General features: G+C 58.5%; 25 protein-coding genes. 14 read left to right on the top strand and 11 right to left on the bottom strand.

Features of this window, described 5'->3' with window-relative positions; all coding sequences use genetic code 11:
• Positions 1-12: 12 nt before the first annotated feature.
• From NKH33_RS26410 to NKH33_RS26390, 5 genes are all read right to left on the bottom strand, one after another.
• On the bottom strand, positions 13-777 hold the full coding sequence (locus tag NKH33_RS26410) for an SDR family oxidoreductase (protein ID WP_352542335.1): 765 nt from the start codon (positions 775-777) through the stop codon (positions 13-15).
• An 18-nt stretch (positions 778-795) separates the two neighbouring features.
• On the bottom strand, positions 796-1,704 hold the full coding sequence (locus NKH33_RS26405; RefSeq protein ID WP_352542297.1) for an aminotransferase class IV: 909 nt from the start codon (positions 1,702-1,704) through the stop codon (positions 796-798).
• 75 nt (positions 1,705-1,779) lie between these two features.
• The gene (locus NKH33_RS26400; RefSeq protein ID WP_352542296.1) at positions 1,780-3,594 is read right to left on the bottom strand and encodes a hydantoinase B/oxoprolinase family protein; all 1,815 of its coding nucleotides are present in this window, start codon (positions 3,592-3,594) and stop codon (positions 1,780-1,782) included.
• 14 nt (positions 3,595-3,608) lie between these two features.
• Complete coding sequence (locus NKH33_RS26395) at positions 3,609-5,852, bottom strand: hydantoinase/oxoprolinase family protein (RefSeq protein WP_352922220.1); 2,244 nt, start codon at positions 5,850-5,852, stop codon at positions 3,609-3,611.
• On the bottom strand, positions 5,795-6,910 hold the full coding sequence (locus NKH33_RS26390) for a LacI family DNA-binding transcriptional regulator (RefSeq protein WP_352542294.1): 1,116 nt from the start codon (positions 6,908-6,910) through the stop codon (positions 5,795-5,797). Before NKH33_RS26390 ends, NKH33_RS26395 begins: the two co-directional genes overlap by 58 nt.
• 464 nt (positions 6,911-7,374) lie before the next feature.
• Between NKH33_RS26390 and NKH33_RS26385 the strand changes: the two genes are divergently transcribed.
• The 3 genes from NKH33_RS26385 (at position 7,375) to NKH33_RS26375 (ending at position 10,964) form a co-directional block, all read left to right on the top strand.
• Positions 7,375-8,304 carry a sugar ABC transporter substrate-binding protein gene (locus tag NKH33_RS26385; protein WP_352542293.1) on the top strand — a complete coding sequence of 310 codons (930 nt, stop codon included), beginning with the start codon at positions 7,375-7,377 and terminating at the stop codon, positions 8,302-8,304.
• A gap of 73 nt (positions 8,305-8,377) precedes the next feature.
• Positions 8,378-9,916 (top strand): sugar ABC transporter ATP-binding protein, encoded by a 1,539-nt coding sequence (locus NKH33_RS26380; protein ID WP_352922217.1) that lies wholly within the window; start codon positions 8,378-8,380, stop codon positions 9,914-9,916.
• 22 nt (positions 9,917-9,938) lie between these two features.
• On the top strand, positions 9,939-10,964 hold the full coding sequence (locus NKH33_RS26375) for an ABC transporter permease (RefSeq protein WP_352542291.1): 1,026 nt from the start codon (positions 9,939-9,941) through the stop codon (positions 10,962-10,964).
• A gap of 363 nt (positions 10,965-11,327) precedes the next feature.
• Here the strand turns inward: NKH33_RS26375 and NKH33_RS26370 are convergent, their stop codons facing one another.
• The gene (locus tag NKH33_RS26370) at positions 11,328-12,143 is read right to left on the bottom strand and encodes a hypothetical protein (RefSeq protein ID WP_352542290.1); all 816 of its coding nucleotides are present in this window, start codon (positions 12,141-12,143) and stop codon (positions 11,328-11,330) included.
• Positions 12,144-12,645: 502 nt separating this feature from the next.
• Between NKH33_RS26370 and NKH33_RS26365 the strand changes: the two genes are divergently transcribed.
• Both NKH33_RS26365 and NKH33_RS26360 read left to right on the top strand, forming a co-directional pair.
• Positions 12,646-13,809, top strand: a complete 1,164-nt coding sequence (locus NKH33_RS26365; RefSeq protein WP_352542289.1) for a thiamine pyrophosphate-binding protein — start codon at positions 12,646-12,648, stop codon at positions 13,807-13,809.
• Positions 13,794-14,354: a thiamine pyrophosphate-dependent enzyme gene (locus NKH33_RS26360; protein ID WP_352922214.1), complete on the top strand. Its 561-nt coding sequence runs from the start codon at positions 13,794-13,796 to the stop codon at positions 14,352-14,354. Before NKH33_RS26365 ends, NKH33_RS26360 begins: the two co-directional genes overlap by 16 nt.
• A 179-nt stretch (positions 14,355-14,533) precedes the next feature.
• On the opposite strand, the gene NKH33_RS26355 is transcribed toward NKH33_RS26360, so the two are convergent.
• Positions 14,534-14,797 carry a DUF6894 family protein gene (locus NKH33_RS26355; protein ID WP_352542287.1) on the bottom strand — a complete coding sequence of 88 codons (264 nt, stop codon included), beginning with the start codon at positions 14,795-14,797 and terminating at the stop codon, positions 14,534-14,536.
• 166 nt (positions 14,798-14,963) lie between these two features.
• Between NKH33_RS26355 and NKH33_RS26350 the strand changes: the two genes are divergently transcribed.
• From NKH33_RS26350 to NKH33_RS26315, 8 genes are all read left to right on the top strand, one after another.
• Positions 14,964-15,224, top strand: a complete 261-nt coding sequence (locus tag NKH33_RS26350) for a hypothetical protein (protein ID WP_352542286.1) — start codon at positions 14,964-14,966, stop codon at positions 15,222-15,224.
• A gap of 71 nt (positions 15,225-15,295) precedes the next feature.
• Entirely contained in the window at positions 15,296-15,529 is a 234-nt protein-coding gene (locus NKH33_RS26345) for a hypothetical protein (RefSeq protein ID WP_352542285.1), read from the top strand.
• Positions 15,530-15,611: 82 nt separating this feature from the next.
• On the top strand, positions 15,612-15,821 hold the full coding sequence (locus NKH33_RS26340) for a DUF982 domain-containing protein (RefSeq protein WP_352922210.1): 210 nt from the start codon (positions 15,612-15,614) through the stop codon (positions 15,819-15,821).
• Positions 15,822-15,975: 154 nt separating this feature from the next.
• The gene (locus NKH33_RS26335; protein WP_352542283.1) at positions 15,976-16,170 is read left to right on the top strand and encodes a hypothetical protein; all 195 of its coding nucleotides are present in this window, start codon (positions 15,976-15,978) and stop codon (positions 16,168-16,170) included.
• A 277-nt stretch (positions 16,171-16,447) separates the two neighbouring features.
• Positions 16,448-16,666, top strand: a complete 219-nt coding sequence (locus NKH33_RS26330; RefSeq protein ID WP_352542282.1) for a hypothetical protein — start codon at positions 16,448-16,450, stop codon at positions 16,664-16,666.
• Positions 16,667-16,852: 186 nt separating this feature from the next.
• On the top strand, positions 16,853-17,098 hold the full coding sequence (locus tag NKH33_RS26325) for a DUF982 domain-containing protein (protein ID WP_352542281.1): 246 nt from the start codon (positions 16,853-16,855) through the stop codon (positions 17,096-17,098).
• Between the two features lie 76 nt (positions 17,099-17,174).
• On the top strand, positions 17,175-17,417 hold the full coding sequence (locus NKH33_RS26320; protein ID WP_352542280.1) for a DUF982 domain-containing protein: 243 nt from the start codon (positions 17,175-17,177) through the stop codon (positions 17,415-17,417).
• A 682-nt stretch (positions 17,418-18,099) separates the two neighbouring features.
• On the top strand, positions 18,100-18,555 hold the full coding sequence (locus NKH33_RS26315; protein WP_352816273.1) for a Ros/MucR family transcriptional regulator: 456 nt from the start codon (positions 18,100-18,102) through the stop codon (positions 18,553-18,555).
• Between the two features lie 347 nt (positions 18,556-18,902).
• Here NKH33_RS26315 and NKH33_RS26310 read toward each other — a convergent pair whose 3' ends face one another.
• The 3 genes from NKH33_RS26310 to NKH33_RS26300 all read right to left on the bottom strand — a co-directional run bounded on the left by NKH33_RS26310 (position 18,903) and on the right by NKH33_RS26300 (position 19,801).
• Entirely contained in the window at positions 18,903-19,157 is a 255-nt protein-coding gene (locus NKH33_RS26310) for a DUF982 domain-containing protein (RefSeq protein ID WP_352542334.1), read from the bottom strand.
• Positions 19,158-19,209: 52 nt separating this feature from the next.
• Positions 19,210-19,443 carry a hypothetical protein gene (locus tag NKH33_RS26305; RefSeq protein WP_352922206.1) on the bottom strand — a complete coding sequence of 78 codons (234 nt, stop codon included), beginning with the start codon at positions 19,441-19,443 and terminating at the stop codon, positions 19,210-19,212.
• A gap of 211 nt (positions 19,444-19,654) precedes the next feature.
• Positions 19,655-19,801: an FAD-dependent monooxygenase gene (locus tag NKH33_RS26300; RefSeq protein ID WP_352542278.1), complete on the bottom strand. Its 147-nt coding sequence runs from the start codon at positions 19,799-19,801 to the stop codon at positions 19,655-19,657.
• A gap of 483 nt (positions 19,802-20,284) precedes the next feature.
• Here NKH33_RS26300 and NKH33_RS26295 point away from each other — a divergent pair, with 483 nt between their 5' ends.
• Positions 20,285-20,461: a DUF982 domain-containing protein gene (locus tag NKH33_RS26295; RefSeq protein WP_352542277.1), complete on the top strand. Its 177-nt coding sequence runs from the start codon at positions 20,285-20,287 to the stop codon at positions 20,459-20,461.
• 277 nt (positions 20,462-20,738) lie between these two features.
• Here the strand turns inward: NKH33_RS26295 and NKH33_RS26290 are convergent.
• On the bottom strand, positions 20,739-21,048 hold a 310-nt coding region (locus NKH33_RS26290; protein WP_352922203.1), incomplete at its 5' end, for a hypothetical protein.

Genomic DNA, 21,048 nt, shown 5'->3' with positions numbered 1-21,048 from the left:
ATGGCCAGTCATTCACACCGTCACTGTCATGCCACCGTCCACGTAGAGCGTGTGCCCGTTGACGAATGAGGAGGCGTCGCTGGCGAAAAACACTGCAGCCCCGATGAGTTCTTCAACATTGCCCCATCGACCGGCCGGCGTGCGCCGTTCCAGCCACGTGGAGAACTCGGGGTCCCGACCAAGTGCTTCGTTGAGCGGCGTCTTGAAATAGCCAGGCGCGATGGCATTGATCTGCAAACCATGTTTTGCCCAATCCGCACACATGCCTCGAGTCAGATTTCTGACAGCCCCTTTTGTCGCCGTGTAGGGCGCGATACCCGGACGAGCCAATTCGCTCTGAACAGAGGCGATGTTGATGATCTTTCCGCGACCGCGGCCTATCATGCCTTTGGCGACGGCTTTGCTCACATAGAAAATGCTGGAGAGATTGGTTCGAACAAGATCGTCCCATTTCTCTTCCGGGAAATCCTCCAATGCTGATCGATGCTGGATGCCGGCATTGTTGATGAGAATGTCAATCGAACCGATCGAGGTCTCAATCCGCTCGACCCCGTGTCGCGCAGACAGGGCATCCGTGACGTCGAAGGCCGCCACCTCCACCGACAGACCGTCCTTGAGCAGGTCTGTGGCAGCGTCCTTCAACAACTGTTCACGACGACCGTTCAGGACAACCAGGGCACCACACTCCGCCAGGCCACGGGCAAGCGCCAGGCCAATGCCCTGGCCCGAGCCTGTAACCAGGGCAATCTTGCCGTTGAGGTCGAAAAGCCATCGCATCTGCATTTCGCTCTTCGATCAGGAAGCGTAAGACACTGGCGTCGCATGCCAGCCGTCCTTCCGCTTGTCCCAAAAAGCTGTTCTCAGCCGCGCGGAAATCGGACCCGGTCGGTCGTTCCCCAGGATCCTTTTTCCAAGACGGCTTACCGGCATAATGCCGCCAGCGGTTGTCGAGAAGAAGATTTCATCGGCGGCTTCGAATTCGTCGCGGCAGAGATCCCGGACCTCACAGCGAATTCCAAACTCGTCGCACAGTTCCAGAACTGTTCTTCGAGTGATACCTTCCAGCGCACCGCGTTTCGGCGTGATGACCTTGCCATCTATGACGGCGAAGACATTGAAGCCCGGTCCTTCCGTGACGTTTCCATCACGATCCAGTAAAATGCAGGTTTCGGCGCCTTGATCGTGCGCCTCGAAATTCCCGCGCGTCAGGTCGCCCCAATGGAAATTCTTGATTGTCGGGTCGAGTGATTCCGGCGCAATCCGTTGGGGGGACGCGATCATTGCGTGCACGCCGCGTTCCTGCTGCTCGGGGGTGAATACCCACACCCAAGGCATGACATGGCAAATCAAATAACTGCGGCCGTTTATGGGATGAAGCGGCACGCCGCGCGGCGGGCGGGAGCGGACACAGTCCATCGCCACATAAGCCTCGCGCAACCCGGTACGCCGCACCAGTTCGGCGAGAATATTCTTGATCTCTTCGTCGCTTTCCTTCGGATTCATCCGCAATTTCGTCATCGAGGTGCGAAAGCGTTTGACATGATCGTCGAGCCGGAAGAATGCGCCGTAGTAGACGCCCGCGACATCGTAGGTAACGTCGGACCGGCGGTAGCCCCATTCGGTGATACCGAGCTTGGCATCCTTGAGAGGCATGAATTCACCATCAATGTAGGCCGCGCCAGCGGACCAATCGACGTCTGTCATCGTAGTTCTCCTTGACCTGAAAATCGTGCCCGTTGTCGGGCAGCCTGACAAGAAACACCCGGCGTATCGGCCGGGCTAAACGGCCACCGCCAGTTCGCTCCGGCTGGCGCGCAGGATGCGTGTTTGGACGATGTCCAATTGAAGATTGTCGTCTTCGGGAGATCCCTTGACGGCTACTCCGTAGATGTCTCGTGCGCGCTGCACGCTGATCCACCCTTCTGCAAGATCGTGCAGCACGCGCGCGGGATCGCGTTCCCGTGGAGAACCATATCCACCACCGCCTGCGGAGTGAGAGACCATGTGCTCACCCGGCTGCAGAGTGACCCCGTAGCAGGGGGGAAGATCGACGACCGAACCATCGGCCTTGCGCATTGCCGCTCTGGACAGACCGCCGGGGCCACCGCCGCGAGCGCCTGCGGCAGGCGTGATGGTACCATCTGCGGTATAGAGGACCGTCAAGGAGTTTCCGCCCCACGGGCCGTACTCACTGTAGACCGACGGCGCGCCGCGAAACGTGCCCGCTCCCTCGCTGTCGTCGAGAATATGGCGATCGTAGACGATGATTGGATGGTGGAGCTCATCGACTTCGACACTGTCGATATGGCACATGCCCGCGTTGCCGGCATGGATCATGGTCAGAAAGCCGTCGGTGACCGGCGTGCCGGCGCCACCGCTAATGCCGATGTGGACTTGATTGATGAAGGGCTCGTCATTGTTGTAGGGATCGCGCCCGGAGATGACACCCATTCCTGGTGGTTGGATTGGACCGGTCGCGGCTTGCCCAAAGCCAGCCGAAAGCTCGGCTATTGCGCGCTGTACCGGATTGGTGACATGGTCGGCGAGATTGGTGGTCGCCACCGAGCAAGAGGCCGGATGCCTCGGTATGCCGACGCAACAATTTTCGCGAACCCGAATGTCAATTCGTCGAAAGCTGCCCGCATTGGCGGTAACGCGGTGATCGAGGATGCCGTTGAAAATCCCGATCATCGCTGCGCTTTTGGCGGTTGCCTCAGTAAGATTGAGGCCACAGGGCTGGCAATCGGGATTATCGCGCAGATCGACAATGATCCTGGCCTCGTGCGTATCAACTTCAACGTCCACCTTGACGGGAATGCCCTCCGGGATACCGGGGAACGGGTCGTGAGCAGACACCAAAACGACATGTCCTGAAGACAATCTCCTGATTGCCTCAATCATCTTTTGTTCGGAATAGTCAAACCAGCGGTCGGCATAGCCTTCAAGCATATGCCAGCCGATCTCGCGGCCAAGGTTGAGCAGTTCGCGTTCGCCGATGCGGACGGATCCAAGGCTCGCAAGAAAATCGCCCCACCATTGGTCCGGAACCCGGATGCGGGCCTGACACATGCGCACGATGTCGTCGTTGGTCTTGTAGTCTTCCTGTATCTTCGTCGCAGAAAAAATCAGGGCACCCTCTTCATACAGGTCCTTCACGTCCGCCAGATAGCTGGAAGGGCGGGAATTACCGCAGTCCGCCTGATGTGCTTTGGCCAGCACGAAGAAGCGCAGGATGCCTTCGTCGTCGATGACCGGGACGATCATGCAGTGGTCGGCCGCGTGGGAGTTTCCCTCGTATGGACTGTTGTGAAGGAAACAGTCGCCGCGCTTGAGCATCGGATGGTGTTTGAGGACCGCCCGGCACATCAAATCAGGGCCGATGAGCGTGTGGTTCGGCAGACTTTCCGCAGCCGCCAGAAGCTTGCAGTCAGCAGTCAGAACGACACATGAGAAATCATGGGCCGTGTTGAGGATACCGGAGCGGGCGGTTCGGAAAAGCGTGTTTTGCATCTTGCGTGCGATGGTCTCCATACGGCTGGAAATCATCGCCATCTGAACGCCGTCAGGCGCCTTTTTCAAAACTTGCTCAGACATGGGTAAGCGCCTCCTTAGAATGTCACACGCAGGCCACCGCTGGCCGTGCGTTCTGCGACTGTGCCCGGATCGACCACGACGGTGGTGAACGACGATTCGATGATGGCCGGGCCGGCAACCGGTTCGCCCGGCTGCATGGCTTCGTAGCGATGAACCGAGACGTCGCTCCAGCCGAGTTCCGTGAAGTAAACCGGCCGCTTTGCGCGACCACCGGCAAAATCACCCTCAGGAGGGAGCGTGCCGGTGGCCCGATCAGTCAGTCTGCATCTGACCTTGGCGCGCCAGGTCACGAATTCGACATTGGAATTGCGGTCGCTGATCTCGAAAATACGCTGGTGGGTGTCATGGAAGGCATCCGAGACCTGCTTCAAATCGCCGTCGCTCTTCACCTGATCAAGCGGGAGAGGAACGTCGATTTCCCAGATCTGATGCGGATACCGCGCCTCTACGGAATACTCGATGTGGTAGTCGAGAGCCCCGGCGCCGGGCCCTTCCGCGAACTCAAGGCATCGCTTCCTCAGCTCTGCCAGAACCTCGTTGATCTTGTCGCCCGCAAATCTGTCGCTGGTCGTAAATTGCAGTTGCGCATAGTCCGACGAAAGCTCCGACATCAAGGCCCCGGCCGCGCTCATGACCGCACCTGCTTCGGGGATGAGGACACCAGCGCATTGAAGGCGCCTGGCAACTGCGACCGCATTAAGTCCGGCGGCACCGCCGCCGCCGATCATGACGGCCGAGGTGGGATCGATACCCTGATTGACCGTGATCTCCTCGATCGCTCCGACCATCTTTTCGGTTGAAAGCCTCAACACAGCGGCAGCGGCTTCCTCAACCTTGATGCCGAGCGGTTCGGCGACTTTCAGACGCAATTGCCGGGTCGCGCCCTCCCGGTCGAGGACCATGGCGCCGCCCAGGAAGAAGTCCGGGTCGATATAGCCCAGGATCAAGGCGCAGTCCGTGACGGTGGGTTCGGTTCCTCTGCGGCCGTAAGCGACCGGCCCCGGCGTCGAGCCCGCGCTCTGCGGACCGACCTGCAGAATTCCGCCATTGTCGACCCATGCGATCGAGCCACCTCCGGCGCCGATGCTCTTGATATCGACAGATGGAAAGCCGGTCATATGGCCGCGCGTGCGCTGGCCAATCCATGTTTCGCGGCTCCAGGGGATGCGCCCGTCACGCACCAGGCTGACGTCAAAGGTGGTTCCACCCGTGTCCGCGACAATCGCGATGGCGTTGCCAAAATCGCGCTCTGCGTAGTAGCGGCCGGCGACGGGCGCCATCGCCGGTCCAGAATTGATCGAGTGGATTGGAGCGCGTGCAACTGCCGAGGCATCCATGATGCCGCCACTTGAGGTAACCATCAGTGTCCGGCCGTTGAAACCGGCGTCCTGCAGCCGGTTGGTCAAGCCATCGAGATACTTGAACATCAGCGGCTTCAGCGATGCATCTATGACGGTCGCGGAAGCTCGGCGATATTCGCGCAGGGTTGGATTGAGCTGGTGCGAGAGCGTGTATGGAACGTCAGGCAGATGCTCCTTCAGCAGGTCTCCGATGCGTCGCTCGTGAGCCGAGTTGACGACAGACCACAGAAGGCAAACGCCAACCGCTTCAATTTTCAGTGCCTCCAGTTTTTTGATTGTCGTGATGAAGTCGGCTTCGTTCAAATCCTCGACGATGTTGCCGCGCGCATCGACGCGCTCATTGACTTCGAACGTATATCGCCGAGGCACATAGGGCTCAGGGTAGGCGACCGTGAAGTTGAACGGTTCAATACGCCCGCCCTCGCGCATGACCAGGATATCGCGATGACCTTTGGTCGTGATGAAGGCTGTTTTCGCCGTCTTGCCGGTGATGATCGCATTGATGGCCCGGGTGGTGCCGTGCACGAACATGGCGCCGCGGCTGAGGAAATCCCCGAGGCCTAGTCGATAGTGCCTAGCTGCGAGATCCAAGGCATCGAGCACGCCGCGCACCGGGTCGTCAGGTGTCGTCGACGCTTTGAACAGCCTGATCTCGTTGCCATCTTCAACGACGAGGTCGGTGAAAGTACCACCGGTGTCGCACGCCATCCTGATATGATTTGCGCTGGGTTTGATCTCGGTGGCGTGGGTATCCATAAGGCAAGCCTCTTTCGTGCCGGCGCGGATGCATCCGGCCGGATATTCTGGGGTTGTTGGAAGAAGGGCGCTGTTTGGGACTGCTATTCCAAGTGTCGTTTGCCGACACGCGTGGCGGCATCTTCCTGTGGCGGCGCACATGTGTCTCGAATGACGAGTTCGGGCAGGAAGACCGTGTCGGAGCCGGCGTTGGCCGGCGCCGCATTCGGTTTGAGAACACGCTCGACGGCTGCGCTGGCCATCGCCTCGATAGGCTGACGTATGGTCGTCAGTGCGGGAAATGAGAGCTGGCTGATCCAGGCATCGTCCACGCCAATAATCGACATGTCCTTTGGAACGGCAATGCCGGCGGAACGGAAAGTCGCAAGCAACCCCAGCGCGATCATGTCGTTGAACGCGATAATGGCTGTGGGCCTGGGCGACAGCGCCGCCACATCGGAAGCGGCATCACGACCGACCTCGACCATCTGAGCGTCTGCGATATCAAGTGCGCTCTGGTGACGCTCGAGCACGACAGCCTGACTGTCGTCGAGTTCGTGATCCTTCATTGCTTTCTTGAAACCGGACAACCTCATCACCCGGCTGTGGGTGATGAGGGGATCGGTCACATAGGCTATCCGCCGATGACCGAGAGCAAACAGATGTTCCACGGCAATCCCGATTGCCGCCTCGTGATCGAGATTGACCGTATCGAGCCGAGCAAGCTTCAAATCGAGCCTGTTGGCGTCCACGGCAACGATCGAAAGATCGCTCCACGCCGAGTAGTAACCGCGCCTGGTGTTTAGGGGTGCAATGGTGATGAGGTCGGCAACGCCGATGGCGGCCAGATTGTCCAAAAACTCTTTCTCGAGCTTCGGATCGCGCATGGTGTTGCACAGATGAACCCTGTAACCCGCCTTCACCGCAGCCTGTTCTATCGAGAACACCATTTGGCCATTGAACGGGTTGACAATGCTGGGCACGACCAGGGCGATTACCCGGGCCTTGCCAGTCTTTAGTTGGCGCGCTGCCTGGTTTGGTCGGAAGTCAAGCTCGGCAATTGCCGTCGCAATCCGCGTCCGGGTCTCCGTCCCGAGCCGATGGAATCGATTGTTCATGTAATTCGAGACGCTGCTCACCGATACGCTCGCCGCTTTCGCAACGTCCTGAATGGTGGCGCGGTCCGCAGCATCTGTGGGCGATCCACTCTTCGGCGGCATGACGTTCAAATCTCCCAAGGTCCCAGAGACCCTCATTCTACGACTCCCGAAGGAGAACGAAACCTCGATGGTCGCGAGTCCGGCCCCGCAGCTGTGCGATCGAGAAAGTCGGTAAAACGGTACACTAAAAATCGTCTGTGTCAATCGAGGGTCGATCTGAGGCTATCGGAGGTAATGCCGCTGGTATTATGGGGTTTGCAGGAATCACCTGACTCTGATGGGAGGCAAACTCCTCAAGTGGCAGTTGACAGATGAAAAAAATCTAGTGTATCGTTTTACCTACTGTAAGCAAGCCGAAGAGCTTCGCAGCAGGCTGAACGGCGCCGAACATGTTTGGCAAAGGGCAACGCGACGCCTGAAACTTGCACGATCGTTTTTTGCGATGCCGCCGCTAGTCCGACGGGTACCGGGGCGAAGTCGGCAATGACAAACTTTCAATCATCAAAAACCGACGGAGACGGAACATGAAAAAGATTTTGCTAGCTGCCGCTTGTCTAACGTTACTCGGTGTCCCTGCTCACGCCGAAACGATCGGCTTCAGCATGCAGCGGTTCGACGACAATTTTCTTGCGATTCTTCGCAGCGGCCTGGAGGCACACGCCAAAGACCTTGGGAATGTGACGTTGTTGATCGAGGATGCGCAGGGCGACATCGCCCGGCAGCAAAGCCAGATCGAAAACTTTATTGCCGCCAAGGTCGATGGGATGATCGTGATCCCGGTAGAGGCCGATGCCGGCGTCGCGATGTCCAAGACGGCCGACAAAGCCGGAATCCCTCTGGTCTTCGCCAACAATCAGCCTTCCAACGTCGATCAGTTGCCGGAGAAGCAGGCGTTCGTCGGCTCGGACCAGATCCAGGCAGGCAGCCTGGAGGCGCGCGAGGTCTGTCGTTTGCTGGATGGCAAGGGCAAGGCCGTGATTCTGATGGGTGAACTCGGAACGCTGGTTGCGCGTGGCCGCACCGAGGCGGTGCACGAGGTCTTCAAGTCCGACGAATGCAAGGGCATCGAAATCGTCGAAGAGCAGACGGCGACCTGGTCTCGCACGCAGGCGCTCGACCTGACCACAAACTGGATGTCAGCTGGTCTCAACTTCAACGCTGTCATTGCTAACAACGACGAGATGGCACTGGGTGCGCTTCAGGCCATCAAGGCAAGCGGGGGATCAACCGGCGATTATGTCGTTGCCGGCATCGATGCAACGCAGGACGCCCTGACAGCCATGAAATCAGGCGACCTCAAGGTGACCGTTTTCCAGGACGCCATCAGCCAAGGAAAAGGCGCGCTCGACACAGTTCTGAAGCTGGCGCGAGGCGAGAAGACCGACAAGAAGGTCTTCACCACGCTCGAACTCGTCACCAAGGACAACATGGACAAATACCTGAAAAGGAACTGACCGCCAGCATCGCGCGCCGGTCATTGATCGGCGCGCGGACTGTTCCGTTCGATCTGGATTTGGGACGACTTCGATGCAGACCACAGTCGCCGCTACCTCAACCCCACCTTGTCTTGAGGACAAGCGTCAGCCCTGCCTGCTGAGCGTGATCGGAATCAGCAAGTCGTTTCCGGGCGTGGTGGCTCTCGACGACGTGAGCTTTCAACTCAGGCGGGGTACCGTCCATGCGCTGATGGGCGAGAACGGCGCCGGCAAATCCACGCTGATGAAAATCCTGGCGGGGATATACCAACCCGATGCAGGAGAAATCTTCCTCGACGGCATTTCCGCCCAGTTCAAGACCCCGCTCGACGCGCTGACACAGGGTGTCGGGATGATCCATCAGGAATTGAACCTGATGCCCTCGATGACGGTCGCGGAGAACATCTGGATCGGCCGAGAGCCACGCAATCGATTTGGGATCGTCGATCATCGGCGCATGAATCGCCTATCGCGCGATCTTCTCGCGGAGCTGAAGATCAGCCTGGATCCGGAGGCGGAAGTTCGCCATCTGTCGATTGCCAGCAGGCAGATGGTGGAAATCGCCAAGGCGGTTTCCTATCGCTCGCGTGTCCTGATCATGGATGAGCCCACCTCGGCACTGACAGAGCGCGAGTCGGCCCATCTCTTCGAGATAATCGGGGATTTGAGAAAGCAGGGCATCGGCATCGTCTACATCTCGCACAAGATGCACGAGATCTTCGAAATATCGGACGAGATCTCCGTTTTTCGTGACGGCAAATATATCGGCACCCATGCGGCAGCAGCCACCAGCCGGGACGAGATCATCCACATGATGGTCGGCAGAGACATCTCGACGCTGTTTCCGAAAGAGAACGTGCCGACCGACGATGTCTTGCTTTCGGTTCGGGACCTGACTTTGCGCGGCGTCTTCTCGGGCGTCTCTTTCGATCTGCGGGCGGGCGAGATATTGGGCCTCGCCGGTCTGATTGGGTCGGGGCGGTCCAATGTTGCCGAAACCATCTTCGGGGTGACACCCGCCACCAGCGGCGAGATACGGATAAGGGGGCAACGCGTCGATCTGAGATCGCCACGCGATGCGATCGCCAACGGAATGGCCTTCCTGACAGAAGACAGAAAACAAAGCGGCTGTTTTCTCGTCCTGGACATTCTCGAGAACATGCAGATTGCGGCTCTTCAAAGCCAATTCGTCAATGCCGGTTTCGTGCACGGCAAGGCGATTGCCGCGGCATGCCGCGAGATGAGCAGGACGTTGCGCGTCAAGAGCTCAGGTATCCACACCACGGTCGAAAATCTCTCCGGCGGCAACCAGCAGAAGGTGCTGATCGGACGCTGGCTTTTGACCAGACCGGGCATCCTCATCCTCGACGAGCCGACACGCGGCATCGACGTTGCCGCCAAGGCCGAGATCCACGCTCTGGTCTCAGCGCTCGCCAGCGCGGGCGCCGGCGTCATTCTGATTTCCTCGGAGATGCCGGAGATCCTCGGAATGAGTGACCGCATCATGGTGATGCATGAAGGCAAGATCACCGGCGTTCTGGACCGCGATGAGGCGACGCAGGTCAAAATAATGGAACTCGCTTCGAAGTAGGCGAGGAAAGAGGAACTGTACGATGGGAAAAGACACAACAGCCGCCGCCATTCCTGATTACCGTGGCAGCTTTGACGGTTGGCGAAAACCTCAGGAGCTCAATATCTTCCTGGTCCTGGTGGGGATCGTTCTTCTCTGCGAGGTGTGCGGCTGGCTTTTGATCGGGCAGAGTTTCGTCTGGAATCCGCAACGCCTCACGATCACCATCCTCCAGGTGTCCGTGGTGGGGATCATCGCAATCGGCGTGACGCAGGTCATCATTACCGGCGGCATCGACCTTTCTTCGGGGTCCGTCGTGGCGGCAAGTGCGATGATGGCGGCTGGGTTTGCGCAATCCGCGGAATGGTCGAAAGCTCTCTATCCATCACTGACCGGTTTGCCGGCGATCGTCCCGATCGCCGTTGGTGTCTTGATCGGTTTGATTGCAGGCATAACCAACGGCGTTTTTGTTGCCTATGCCCGCATCCCGCCGTTCATCGCAACGCTCGGAATGATGGTTTCGGCTCGGGGTATTTCGAAATGGTATACAAAGGGCCAGCCCATTTCGGGGCTGACCGATCAATTCACCGCCATCGGCTCGGCTGCCTGGCCGGTGTTTGTCTTCATAGTCGTCGCAACAATTTTCCATGTTGCGCTTCGCTACACCCGGTACGGCAAGTACACCTATGCGATCGGCGCGAACGTCCAGGCAGCGCGGGTCTCCGGCATAGATGTCGAAAGGCATCTGGTTAAGGTCTACGCGATCGCCGGAATGCTTGCCGGGCTCGCCGGCATCGTCACCGCAGCGCGCGCGCAGACGGCTCAATCCGGCATGGGATACATGTATGAGCTCGATGCGATTGCCGCAGCCGTGATCGGCGGAACGTCGCTTGCCGGCGGGGTCGGCCGGATAGGGGGCACCGTAATCGGCGTGGTGATCCTGGGCGTGATGTCGTCAGGATTCACGTTTTTGCGGGTCGACGCCTACTATCAGGAAATCGTCAAGGGCCTGATCATCGTCACGGCCGTGACCATTGATGTCTACCGGAATCGGCAGAAGCGCTCCTAGATCGAGCTCGCGGTCGAAGGGCGTCTATTTCCAAAAAGGTACAATAAAAAGCCGTTCAGATGAAACCCACCAAGGCAAGGAGGTTCCGCAAGCACAAAAGGACTTTAGGTCAATTCTCAAAAATTCCATCGATGGAGATCGAAAATGCAAATCAAAGCGCTACACAGTTTGGAACTGCAGCATTTTGACGTCGGCTCATTAGTCGAATGCATATCTCAAAGGTGGCGATATTTGGCCAGGGTTCACGACTTTGCTCGTCGCCTCGTCGACAAGCATGGGGCGAGCCGTGCGTCGGATCTTACAAAACGGGCCGCTGCCAGAGCATCGGGGAGGCGCGGGGCGACCCTGAGGGCAGTTACCGAGTCAGTGAACGATCTGATGCGGTTGGACATTTTCTACCATTGACTGGACGATTCGAGCCCACGGCAAGAACTGCCCACAGTCGCTCACCATAACGATCAACTCAGCTGATCGGGTGCAGTTCGATAGCCAACCAAACCGCGTCGGCGTCGGCGAAATAGCGATGCCACGGATATTGCCACTGGTTCGTTCCGCTGACCCGGCAAAACGCCTCATAGGTAAAGCCCGGCACCATGGGGACATCTCAATAAAGCGTTGCCTGGTCTTTCTCCCGGAATTTCTGCATGCGGCCGGTTCCCAATATCTGCGTGTGGACCTCGAGGAAGGGAGGGTTGTGGTGAATGAACCAGTCGGTTCCAGCGGGTGACCACCAGAGGTTAGTTTGAGCACGAAGCGCTGCAATTGCCGTTCCACGGCGATCTCACCGGAAAAGAACAGCGGGTCGAGCTCGACTTCGCCGATCGTGTCCTGCGGCGAGATGAAGAGCGGGGTCTGGCGCGGGAAAGACCGGATGCGGTTGCCGAGCCAGTCCCAGCCGCGGAACATGACGCCGCCCAGGTCGACTGTCTTGCAAACTTTCAGGACAGCGATCCGGCCGCTCTGTTCGATCGTCGCTTTCGACAGCATAGCCGAGCGCCACGGCGCAATTGAAGTCTTGATCGCATCGTCGATGATCAGCCGGTCGCTCGACAGGTTGACGACGATGCTGCTTTCGACGTGCAGGCCGGCGCCATTTTCGAAGAAATCGGCGGCGACGAAATCGTCCGCGAAATTCAGAGATCGATGCTGCAGCAGGCCGGTGCCCCGATGAACACTCATATCGTTCCTCCACCCATCGCGACCGTAGGGCGATGCCGTCCTGCGACCGCTGTCGCCATGTCACATCGACTGACGATCAAAAGGACAGAAAGGGCGGGCTTCAGCAATTTCGCAGACGCCCTGCGTCACTGGCTGGCATTGCCCTGACAGCGGCAATGGTCGAGCCGTCGATCCAACAGCGGGCAGAGGGTCTGGCGCCGAAATTTCAACGGCCGATTTGGTTTCGCTTCGCAAGCCCGGCGCCATCGCAGAACGGGCGGCAGCATAAGCTGACAGCATTTTACGCACTGGCAGCTTCAGCTTGCGTCACATTAGACATCATTGAGAAATTGCGAGTTGGCTGTCGGCGAAGTCATATCGCAGGACAATCAGCCGATCCGGACCGACCTCCCAGAGAAGTGGTCGTGCATACCGGAGGCAAGCCAGAAAAGAGCGCAGCAAATGCATGCCGGCGCACGAAGACGTGCGACGGCCGACCGCTGACGAGGGGAGTTCTGCAGACATGAAGCTTACTGGCGGCCAGGTCATCGCGACCGCATTGAAGAAGTACGGCATCAAATACGTGGCAGCCATCCCGGGGCATGGATGCTGGGCGATGCTCGATGCCTTCCTGCAGAAGGGCAGCGAAATCCCGGTCATCCAGGTGATGCATGAGCAATGCGCCGTCCACATGGCCGATGGATACTGGCGCGCCTCGGGCAAGCCGATGGCGGCGATGACTTCGATTGGACCCGGTGCCGCTAACACCATCATCGGCCTGGCGACAGCCTACGCCGACTCGACGGCGGTGCCGCTCTTCACCGGCGGGCCGGCGACGCATATGCGCGGCCACGGGGTCATGCAGGAGCTCGATCGCCACCGCACCAATTTTTTCCCGCAGATCGCCAGCGGCGCCGTCAAACGATCTTTCGAAGCTGGTCGCGTCGATGAATTGCCCTTCATCATGCATCGCGCCTTCAACGCCATGCTCAGCGGTCATCCGGGTCCGGTGCATGTCGAAGTGCCGATGGATATCCAGTCGGAAGCAGCCGAGGTGGACATCCACGACGTTGATCTCAGGATGGCGATGGGCCGCGCCCGACCTGACCAGCGGGCAGTCGAGGCTGCCGCCACGGCGTTGCTTTCGGCCGAGCGTCCGGTGATCGTGGTTGGCGGCGGCGCCATCACGGCGGAAGCAGCACCGGAAGTGAGGAAGCTGGCCGAAAAGACCGGCGCCGTGGTTGTCACGACCTGGAACGGCAAGAGTGCCTTCCCGGAAGGTCATGTCCTTTACGCAGGAGCAGTAGGCCAGACGGGAACTTCGGCCGGCAACAATATCGCTGCCGGGGCGGACCTCATTGTTTCCGTCGGCTGCCGCTTCACCGATCGGCGTCCAGTTGGCGCAAAGGCGTCAGTTTCTCTATCCCGCCGGCGAAGCTTGTCCATATCGACATCGACCATCAGGAGATTGGCAAGAACTGCCCGACGGCGGTCGGACTTGTTGCCGACGCCAAGATGGCGCTTGCCGATATCATCGATGCCATTTCGTCCGAGCAGTCAAACAAGGCACTTGCCCGGCGGGAAGCATTCCACAACGCGGTCGCTCGTGAGAAGACTGATTGGGAAACGCAGCTCGCCGCACGTCGCGACAGCAACCAGTTCCCTTTCACGATGCAGCGTCCGCTGAAGGAACTTCGCGAAATCATGGGTCGCGAGGACATTCTTCTCGTCGGCTCAGGCAACACGCAAGGCGTCGTGAAACAGAGCTATCCGGTTTACGAGCCACGCACGCACATCACCTCCGGCAGCTACTCCTCGATGGGTTGGGCGCTGCCGGCTGCCCTCGGCGCCAAGCTCGCCTGCCCGGACCGAAAGGTCTGCGTCATCCTCGGTGACGGCGACTTCATGATGTCGATGCAAGAGATGGCGGTGGCAGCGATGCACAACATCCCGATCATCGTCGTCGTGCAAAACAATTCCGGCTACATGGCGATCCGCAGCGGACAGCGAAAGATCCTCGGCCGCCATGCCGCCAGCGAATTCAATATGGGCAATGGCGGCGCCTACTCGCCGCAATTCGCTGAAATTGCCAAGAGCTTCGGCATCGACTCCTGGCGCGTCGAGGGCGCCGACAAGCTGAAACCGGCCCTGGGCTGCATTTTCGGAACTGACCCTACAGGACGCCCCGCAACGTCAACGGGCCTTGGTAGGCCGGCAGGAGCTGCTTACTGACAAGATGGCCGGGTGGTCTTCGGCTAGCCGGTCCAACAGCTTACGCGAAGCTGCGATTACACGGCGGGTTTCGTCGATGGTCTGCCGAAGGTCTTCGATGTCTGCGCGCGCGCGGCGCTCATTCAATCGAGCAGCTACTATTTCAGACTTGTCCCAGGCCGAAAGCATTTTGAAGACGTCTAGCGCTCCCGCAGCTCAAACTTGAGCATTGCCTCTGCGAACCTGTGGCCGCTTTCGTCGCGTACCTTCATCACAAACTCTCGATAGAGACCATCCGGCAGCTTATCTTTGGTGATTTCGACCAAGGCTCTTACCGCCTCTTGGTTTGCAGCTTCGAGGTTGGGCAGATATGTGCCTTCCAGGTCTGGGAAGACTTGGCCGGTGTCGGTGAAGAAGAAAAAGCGAGGCATTCCTACAAACACACCATGGCGGGAATGGTTCACGCTTGCCTAGCAATTGGTTGGTCAGCAGGCCTTTGTCGCTCTAAATCACGCCGACCGATAACAACCGTGGACTGACCTCCAATGTCCGCGACATTTGGTTAAAAACGTACGCGCCAAGACTCATCGCCGCGATCGGCTTAGAATTACTTCCGAAAGGAGCGCTCTTATGCTGCCATTGCCCCACGCCGTCGATCCGAAGGTAGTTGCTGAGGTCAATAGTCTGCTAGACGATCACGCGGGGGCGGTGCCAGTGCCCGTTCACAAACTGGCGGCGGTTGTCCGGCTGCGCCTCAAAAGCCATCTTTCCATCGCGACTATCGAGGAGCTGATCGTGGACGAAGCCGAGTGTCGCCACCTGCCCATGCTGTTCGAACTGCCGGGAACGGAAGCGGCTGTAGTTTCATCTGCTCTGAGTCGCGCGACTTGAAGGTTTAGGGGCTCGGGCATTCGGCTCTGGCAGGAGAGCCCACCGCGCGTCCGCCCCAATGGTGACAGCCTATGACCAGCAGCAGCTCAACTAGTGGTACGGCCTATCCTGGCGACCTGATTCTGTTGAAGCAGGTCTTTGATCGTGTATGCGCCGAGCAAGACATTCCAGTAGGAAGCGAGCAGGCGGAGCGCCTGAGCGTGAGCGCAATGGCACTTTTCTCGGACGGCGAGTTCGACGAGGCCGTTCTCTACGAACACCTTCGGTTTGTTGCCCGCTCCCTGCCGAGAAGGGACCGAGCATGACCCACCATGATTCGGATGGTCGGCGGGTTCGTGCCGCCCTACTTACCCCCATGGCAACCCATTGGTTCGTCCCTCCGGGTTCGTGAAGACTGAAACCGGCGACAGGCGTGGCTGCAACAATGCCAAGGCAGCCCTTGAGCAGCTCAAGAGGTGGACCCGGAGAGGACCTCGCTGGCAAAAGGCGGTGACCCTCTGCCTGTCAGATCTGGAGGGCGATCCGATTGACCCTCAGGTGGTACGAAAGGCCTTCGAGGCTGCCGCTAAGGAAGCCAAGATGTGTCTTTCCCCGTAGGAGGGGCTGAAATTTCTCCCAATATTCAGTCCTTTATTTCGTATGATTCGAAGATTGATTTTTCCGTGGAGTGACCCATAACATGGCCGCTTGGGTTCTCGCCGAGGTGGGAGGCCTCGTATGAAGTTTTTGACGAAACCGCCGACCCGACATAATGACTGCACATGAGCTTGTTGAACAGCTGATCCTACAGGCCCGTCGCGGCCAAATCATCTCCATAAAAGACACTATTGCAGCGGTGCGCCGAGACGGGCCACATCTGGCGGAAACTGACTGCGAGTTGGTGGAGCTTATTGTCAATGTTGCCCCAGCCTTTGGCCTGTTTGTCGGGTTCGATCTTCGTGAATAGCCGCATGGCAAGCCATTGGTTGTCCCCTCCAGTCTACGGCAGGACCGACAGCACCCAGGTTGGGACGAAAGGCGAATCGGGGCGCGCTCTATAGGTCGAGAGGGGTACGGGGGTTTTCGCGCGAGCCAATTACCCGATCATCCGATCAGAAACTCCAGCTAAAAAATGCTGACTGTTGCGGCCTAGCACCGTGCCAATTTGTACGACTCGTACATGGCCTTGATGTCGCTCAGGCAGGGAGTAAAGTCCACTTCGGCGTGTGCCTGGGGAGGGCTGGATGAGCGTCGCGCAAAGGGTAGGTCCGCTTTTAGGGCAAGCAATCAACGTACTCCTCAACAGGGCGGACCGTGGCGACACGGTCTCGATCAAAGTGGCGCTACGCGAAGCGCGGGAGGCTGCGCCTTATTTGGTGGCCTCCGACGAAGAATTAACCGAGGCGATAGTCGAGGCAGCAACGGCCATGGGCCTCTACGTGGCTTTCGACGGTCGCGAGTAGCTGTCAGCCAAACTTCAGTCACTGTGGCATGGCGACGGAGGCGCGCCGCCCTGCGCCAATTCCAACGGTCAGAGGTAATCCGCAATTACCTTCGCAACCTGCTGAATCTGCCTGTACAACGGGAACTGCCGGCTGAGCAAAGGTATTTGCTGGAGGAACTTGATAAGGTCGACAAAGAGTGACCGCATGGCTCGCCACTGGTTCAACCCTCCGGTCCCGGTCAAGACCGAGCGTCCCGGGATCATCCGCAACGTCAACAACGCCGAGACGGCCGGCGAGGAGCTGATGAAGTGGACCAAGCGTGGCCCTTGGTGGCACCTCGCGGTGCGCGTTTGTATGGCCGTGATATTCGACGAGATGGAACCTGAGGAGGCTCGTAAGGCATTCCTGGCTGCTGCAAAAGAGGAGGGGACGTTACGGTCCTCAGATTAGAGCTGGTGATTGAAAGTTTATCAAAACTCGCGATCGGAAGCTGGTTACTGAGGGAGTCCCCTCCAATTTCCACCCAATGGCAACCCATTGGTTCTCCCCTCCGGTGTACGTCACCGACCGACGTGGGGCCACCTACGCGTGCAACAATGTCGAGGATGCCGCCGAGGAACTTATGAAGTGGACCAGGATGGGACCTAAGTGGAGGAAGGCTGTGCAACTATGCATAGAAGCCCTCCAGGACCGTGTGATTCCGGAAGAGGTCCGTCAGGCTTTCGAGGCTGCTGCCAAGGAGGAGGGGGTGTTACGCTCCTCTGGTTAGGTCTCCTGTGTCCCTGTGCCCCTCGGCTACACCCTGAGGAGAAGTTCAGGGGAGCCTTGGGGATACCGGCCTAATCGTCACTCCATGTCGGGCACGTCGTTCCGAACCAAAGAGCGTCGTCGGCTCGCCGTATTCGTCCAGCGCCGGGTTAGCATCACGCGACCACGCAATGACATCGGCATGTTTCGTCGCCAGAGCTTTGGCGGTCCTTATCGCTCGGTCTTCGGTCTGCTGCTCGGCTGGCCCATAGGCTGCCTGGAAGTCGCCGCTCTCATCGCGGGTCGAAGGCGGTGACGACAATCAGCTTGGGGCCTTCTGCTGAAGAAGGAAGCTGTCTGACATGTTGGTGCCTTTCGGATTGGTGAAGCCTAAGCAGAGGGCATGAAAGTGACAGGCGAAACAAGCGCCGACTCGACATAGAGTAAATGCGGGATCATCGTCCTCACGCACCAACTAGGTGGGGAGAAAAAAGCGTTGCTGCCTCAGCCAACGATCTGCTGATCGCATTCGGGTGAATGAGGGTGCTACACCTGAAGGGAATCGGCCGCACACACGCGTGTCGCAGGCGATGACCAGCACAGTCGGCCTTGGAGTAATCTAGCGTCAAATAATCATTGTTTGCAATTGCGCAGGCCGAATTTTCCAAATAGGAACGCCGGAGATCAACAAGGGAACGATTTTGATGGATGAAGCAATTGGGCAGCGAAGGGCTGATCTGCTAGGGATGACAGCAGATATCGTCGCAGCCTATGTCCAGAGCAACGCAACGCCCGTGGCGGATCTGCCGAATTTGATCGCCAGTGTTAATTCTGCGTTGTCTGGCCTGGCTGAGCCGGTCGCTGCAGCATCGCCAATACTGACGCCCGCGGTAAATCCTAAGAAGTCGATCTTTCCCGATCACATTATAAGCCTTGAGAACGGGCGCAAGTTCAAGTCGATGAAGCGCCACCTGGGCTTGCTTGGCATGACACCTGATGAGTACAGAGCCAAGTGGGGTTTGGCGTGGGACTATCCTATGGTAGCGCCCAGCTATGCGGCTCAGCGGTCTGCGCTTGCCAAAGCTGCCGGTCTCGGCCGCAAGGCGGTTGACAAAACGCCGCCAAAGAAAGCACCAGCAAAGCGCAAGGCCAAAGCCTGACAGTGCACGAATTCGGGCCATGCCATTAGGTCTAGATGGTCTAGGTGGCCTGGCTGAGAATGAGCTGCCTGGCTTCGCGGTTCAGTAAGCGCCGCTCACGCCACAACACAAGCTTCTGCACGGCTTGCGTCTTCACGTCCTCGTATCCTGACGGGGCAGGGGAGGTCGATCAATGTGCGATCGACAAGTCGAGCCGATACATCGTCGCCCTCGACAGACAATCAAATCATATCGACAAAATCGCACTACATCGATACGTCACACTCTGCTCGATGCCACTAAGCAACAAAGCCGCTGAATCCAGCCTCCGTGCTTCAAGGGCATGCCCATACGGGTGCTGGGCAAGCCTAAATTTCTTCCCCGAGCAGTATCCTGGCCTCCTTGGCCGCAGCGATGAACGCCTGGCGCGCTATCCTTGGTGGTTTTTCTCCACGGATTACGGCAAGGCATGCTTCGATTGCGGCGAGCCGCGACTTGCCCGCCGGCCTCGGCCAATCCCTCAATAGAACTTCGGCCGCGTCGGATACTGATGCAACAACTCTGTCGCGATCGATCCGGCCGGGTTGAACGACGACGGGCTTTCTGAAACGTCTCGTACGCACGACAGCCTCCAAGAACAAGATATGTTAGCTTCCGGTGATCCTTTGCGCCACATCAAACTTCGGCAAGTAGTCGACCGTGAACAATCCGCGCTCTAGCGGCGACCGGCTTGGGCCGGAGTTGAAGCAGAGCGATCAAGAGCGACAAAGACCCTTCAGCCACCTGAGCATCGCGCGCCACCGCGTTGCGTCTTCTCTCAGCTTCGATAGTTGGGGTCTTCGCGCCGAGAAGCCGCGACGCCCGCCCGGCGTTGCGTATAAGATGACCGGGCAGGCGAAAAACCTGCATGTGGTTCTCCTATGATTTGAGCTTCGCAACCCGAGTTGCGGAGAACCCCTCCTCAACTGCAAGAATCTCATATCTGTCTGAGCTCGGTCACTCTGGCACGATGATCACGGAGGGCAATGCCGCGACGCAACTACGCCGGTGGAGATTCCTTCGGAGCCGAAACCTTTCAACAAAACCGGCTCCACAAACGGGTTCGGCGCCTACGTGGCTTTCATGCCCAAGACAAGGATCGGCATCCTGATGTTGGCGAATGGCGCTCCACAACCATGCAGGAGACGCCCTGATGGCTCAGAAGCGATGCGGCGGTCAGGCTGTTTAAGCGCCCACCAACGATAACAATTGGGGTTGTGCTTTCCACGGGGATATTCCGTTGACTGGATCAATCCGATATTTTGTTTGGCCAAAATACACGCAGACCCTGCTCATCGACATGACACGGTGGATCTCGATCCGTTATTCGGGGTCGCGGTCGAGATGGTGGACCTTGGTCGGCTCCCCCCTGGTGAGGCGGTCGTCGCTTGCATGTCGGCCCAATAGGAAATGTCGTGAACCACGTTTCGCGGAAGCGCGCCTCACGATCCAGCCGTTGTGCTCCAGTGACTGGAGCACCGGAAGCATACTCTGCGGTTGACAAAGACAGCACGCGCAAGCTGGGCGTTCGAATCGCTTCACCCGCCCAGCAGGGCACAACCCACGCCGGAAACGAACTCAAAAATGGATAGAAACTGGGCAACGTCAAGCGTCAAGCCGCACCCAGGCAGGTGACCATCACCACGAATAAGAACGCAAAAAATCAGTGCAGTCATAGACGTCCCCAACTTGCCAACGACAAGATAGTCAGATGGTCGAGGTGGTAAGCTTGGCGGTGGTCAGATGGACCAAGCGCGGTCCTAAATGGAATAAAGCGGAAAGGGTGTGCATGGCGGCACTAGCCGGCGAGCTATCACCCGACGACGCCCGCATCGGTTTCAAGGCTGCCGCCATCGAGAAGAAGATGCTGGTCGCGGGTGATCCTTGACGGGACGGACGCTTGAGGCACGATCCCCACCTTAGCGCGACAATCGAAATCGTAATGCCGACGTTGAGCGACAATGAAGTACCGCACCGACACCGTGGCTACTGGCCATCGTGGCAAGGACCACGATGCGCCTGACAAGGCCCAGGGTAACCAAAGCCCCGCTCCGGCGTTGGGGCGAGGGCGGGGGACCCTTTGGCCGGAGCGGGGTTAGGCTAGGTGGTCACCCCGTGGCAAGCAAAGGCGACCCCAGTTGAGATTAGCGGATTTTGTGGCGCTTTCAATATTTCAATATCCGTGACTGAGTGCCTATCGCCTCAGCGGCGCTGGTAAGGAATCGGGCTTCTCGCAAGAGCGAGTCCCAGTTGAGGTTGCCCAATAGGTTGATGAGATCGCGCGCCTGTTCGACGGTGATCCCCGTTTCTTTGACCAGCCGCAGAATGACCAGGTCGTGCATCGGCGGTGGATTGGCGACTTCGCCGGCATCGCAGAACCTTCCAGCGGCAGCCCAAATCATCGGGACGAGGTAGAGCGTCTGCATTAATGGGCAAGAAGGACATTCTACAAGCGGACGTTTGTACCTGCTGAAC

The organism is Mesorhizobium sp. M1182, assembly GCF_040318335.1.
Lineage (GTDB): Bacteria > Pseudomonadota > Alphaproteobacteria > Rhizobiales > Rhizobiaceae > Mesorhizobium.
This window is presented reverse-complemented; position numbering and strand designations above follow the sequence as displayed.

What these genes read in the sequence shown, in the direction of transcription:
- NKH33_RS26410 (WP_352542335.1), bottom strand. Translation starts at nt 777, where the DNA reads ATGCGATGGCTTTTCGACCTCAACGGCAAGATTGCCCTGGTTACAGGC.
- NKH33_RS26405 (WP_352542297.1), bottom strand. Translation starts at nt 1,704, where the DNA reads ATGACAGACGTCGATTGGTCCGCTGGCGCGGCCTACATTGATGGTGAA.
- NKH33_RS26400 (WP_352542296.1), bottom strand. Translation starts at nt 3,594, where the DNA reads ATGTCTGAGCAAGTTTTGAAAAAGGCGCCTGACGGCGTTCAGATGGCG.
- NKH33_RS26395 (WP_352922220.1), bottom strand. Translation starts at nt 5,852, where the DNA reads ATGTGCGCCGCCACAGGAAGATGCCGCCACGCGTGTCGGCAAACGACA.
- NKH33_RS26390 (WP_352542294.1), bottom strand. Translation starts at nt 6,910, where the DNA reads ATGCCGCCGAAGAGTGGATCGCCCACAGATGCTGCGGACCGCGCCACC.
- NKH33_RS26385 (WP_352542293.1), top strand. Translation starts at nt 7,375, where the DNA reads ATGAAAAAGATTTTGCTAGCTGCCGCTTGTCTAACGTTACTCGGTGTC.
- NKH33_RS26380 (WP_352922217.1), top strand. Translation starts at nt 8,378, where the DNA reads ATGCAGACCACAGTCGCCGCTACCTCAACCCCACCTTGTCTTGAGGAC.
- NKH33_RS26375 (WP_352542291.1), top strand. Translation starts at nt 9,939, where the DNA reads ATGGGAAAAGACACAACAGCCGCCGCCATTCCTGATTACCGTGGCAGC.
- NKH33_RS26370 (WP_352542290.1), bottom strand. Translation starts at nt 12,143, where the DNA reads ATGAGTGTTCATCGGGGCACCGGCCTGCTGCAGCATCGATCTCTGAAT.
- NKH33_RS26365 (WP_352542289.1), top strand. Translation starts at nt 12,646, where the DNA reads ATGAAGCTTACTGGCGGCCAGGTCATCGCGACCGCATTGAAGAAGTAC.
- NKH33_RS26360 (WP_352922214.1), top strand. Translation starts at nt 13,794, where the DNA reads ATGCAGCGTCCGCTGAAGGAACTTCGCGAAATCATGGGTCGCGAGGAC.
- NKH33_RS26350 (WP_352542286.1), top strand. Translation starts at nt 14,964, where the DNA reads ATGCTGCCATTGCCCCACGCCGTCGATCCGAAGGTAGTTGCTGAGGTC.
- NKH33_RS26345 (WP_352542285.1), top strand. Translation starts at nt 15,296, where the DNA reads ATGACCAGCAGCAGCTCAACTAGTGGTACGGCCTATCCTGGCGACCTG.
- NKH33_RS26335 (WP_352542283.1), top strand. Translation starts at nt 15,976, where the DNA reads ATGACTGCACATGAGCTTGTTGAACAGCTGATCCTACAGGCCCGTCGC.
- NKH33_RS26330 (WP_352542282.1), top strand. Translation starts at nt 16,448, where the DNA reads ATGAGCGTCGCGCAAAGGGTAGGTCCGCTTTTAGGGCAAGCAATCAAC.
- NKH33_RS26325 (WP_352542281.1), top strand. Translation starts at nt 16,853, where the DNA reads ATGGCTCGCCACTGGTTCAACCCTCCGGTCCCGGTCAAGACCGAGCGT.
- NKH33_RS26320 (WP_352542280.1), top strand. Translation starts at nt 17,175, where the DNA reads ATGGCAACCCATTGGTTCTCCCCTCCGGTGTACGTCACCGACCGACGT.
- NKH33_RS26315 (WP_352816273.1), top strand. Translation starts at nt 18,100, where the DNA reads ATGGATGAAGCAATTGGGCAGCGAAGGGCTGATCTGCTAGGGATGACA.
- NKH33_RS26305 (WP_352922206.1), bottom strand. Translation starts at nt 19,443, where the DNA reads ATGCAGGTTTTTCGCCTGCCCGGTCATCTTATACGCAACGCCGGGCGG.
- NKH33_RS26295 (WP_352542277.1), top strand. Translation starts at nt 20,285, where the DNA reads ATGGTCGAGGTGGTAAGCTTGGCGGTGGTCAGATGGACCAAGCGCGGT.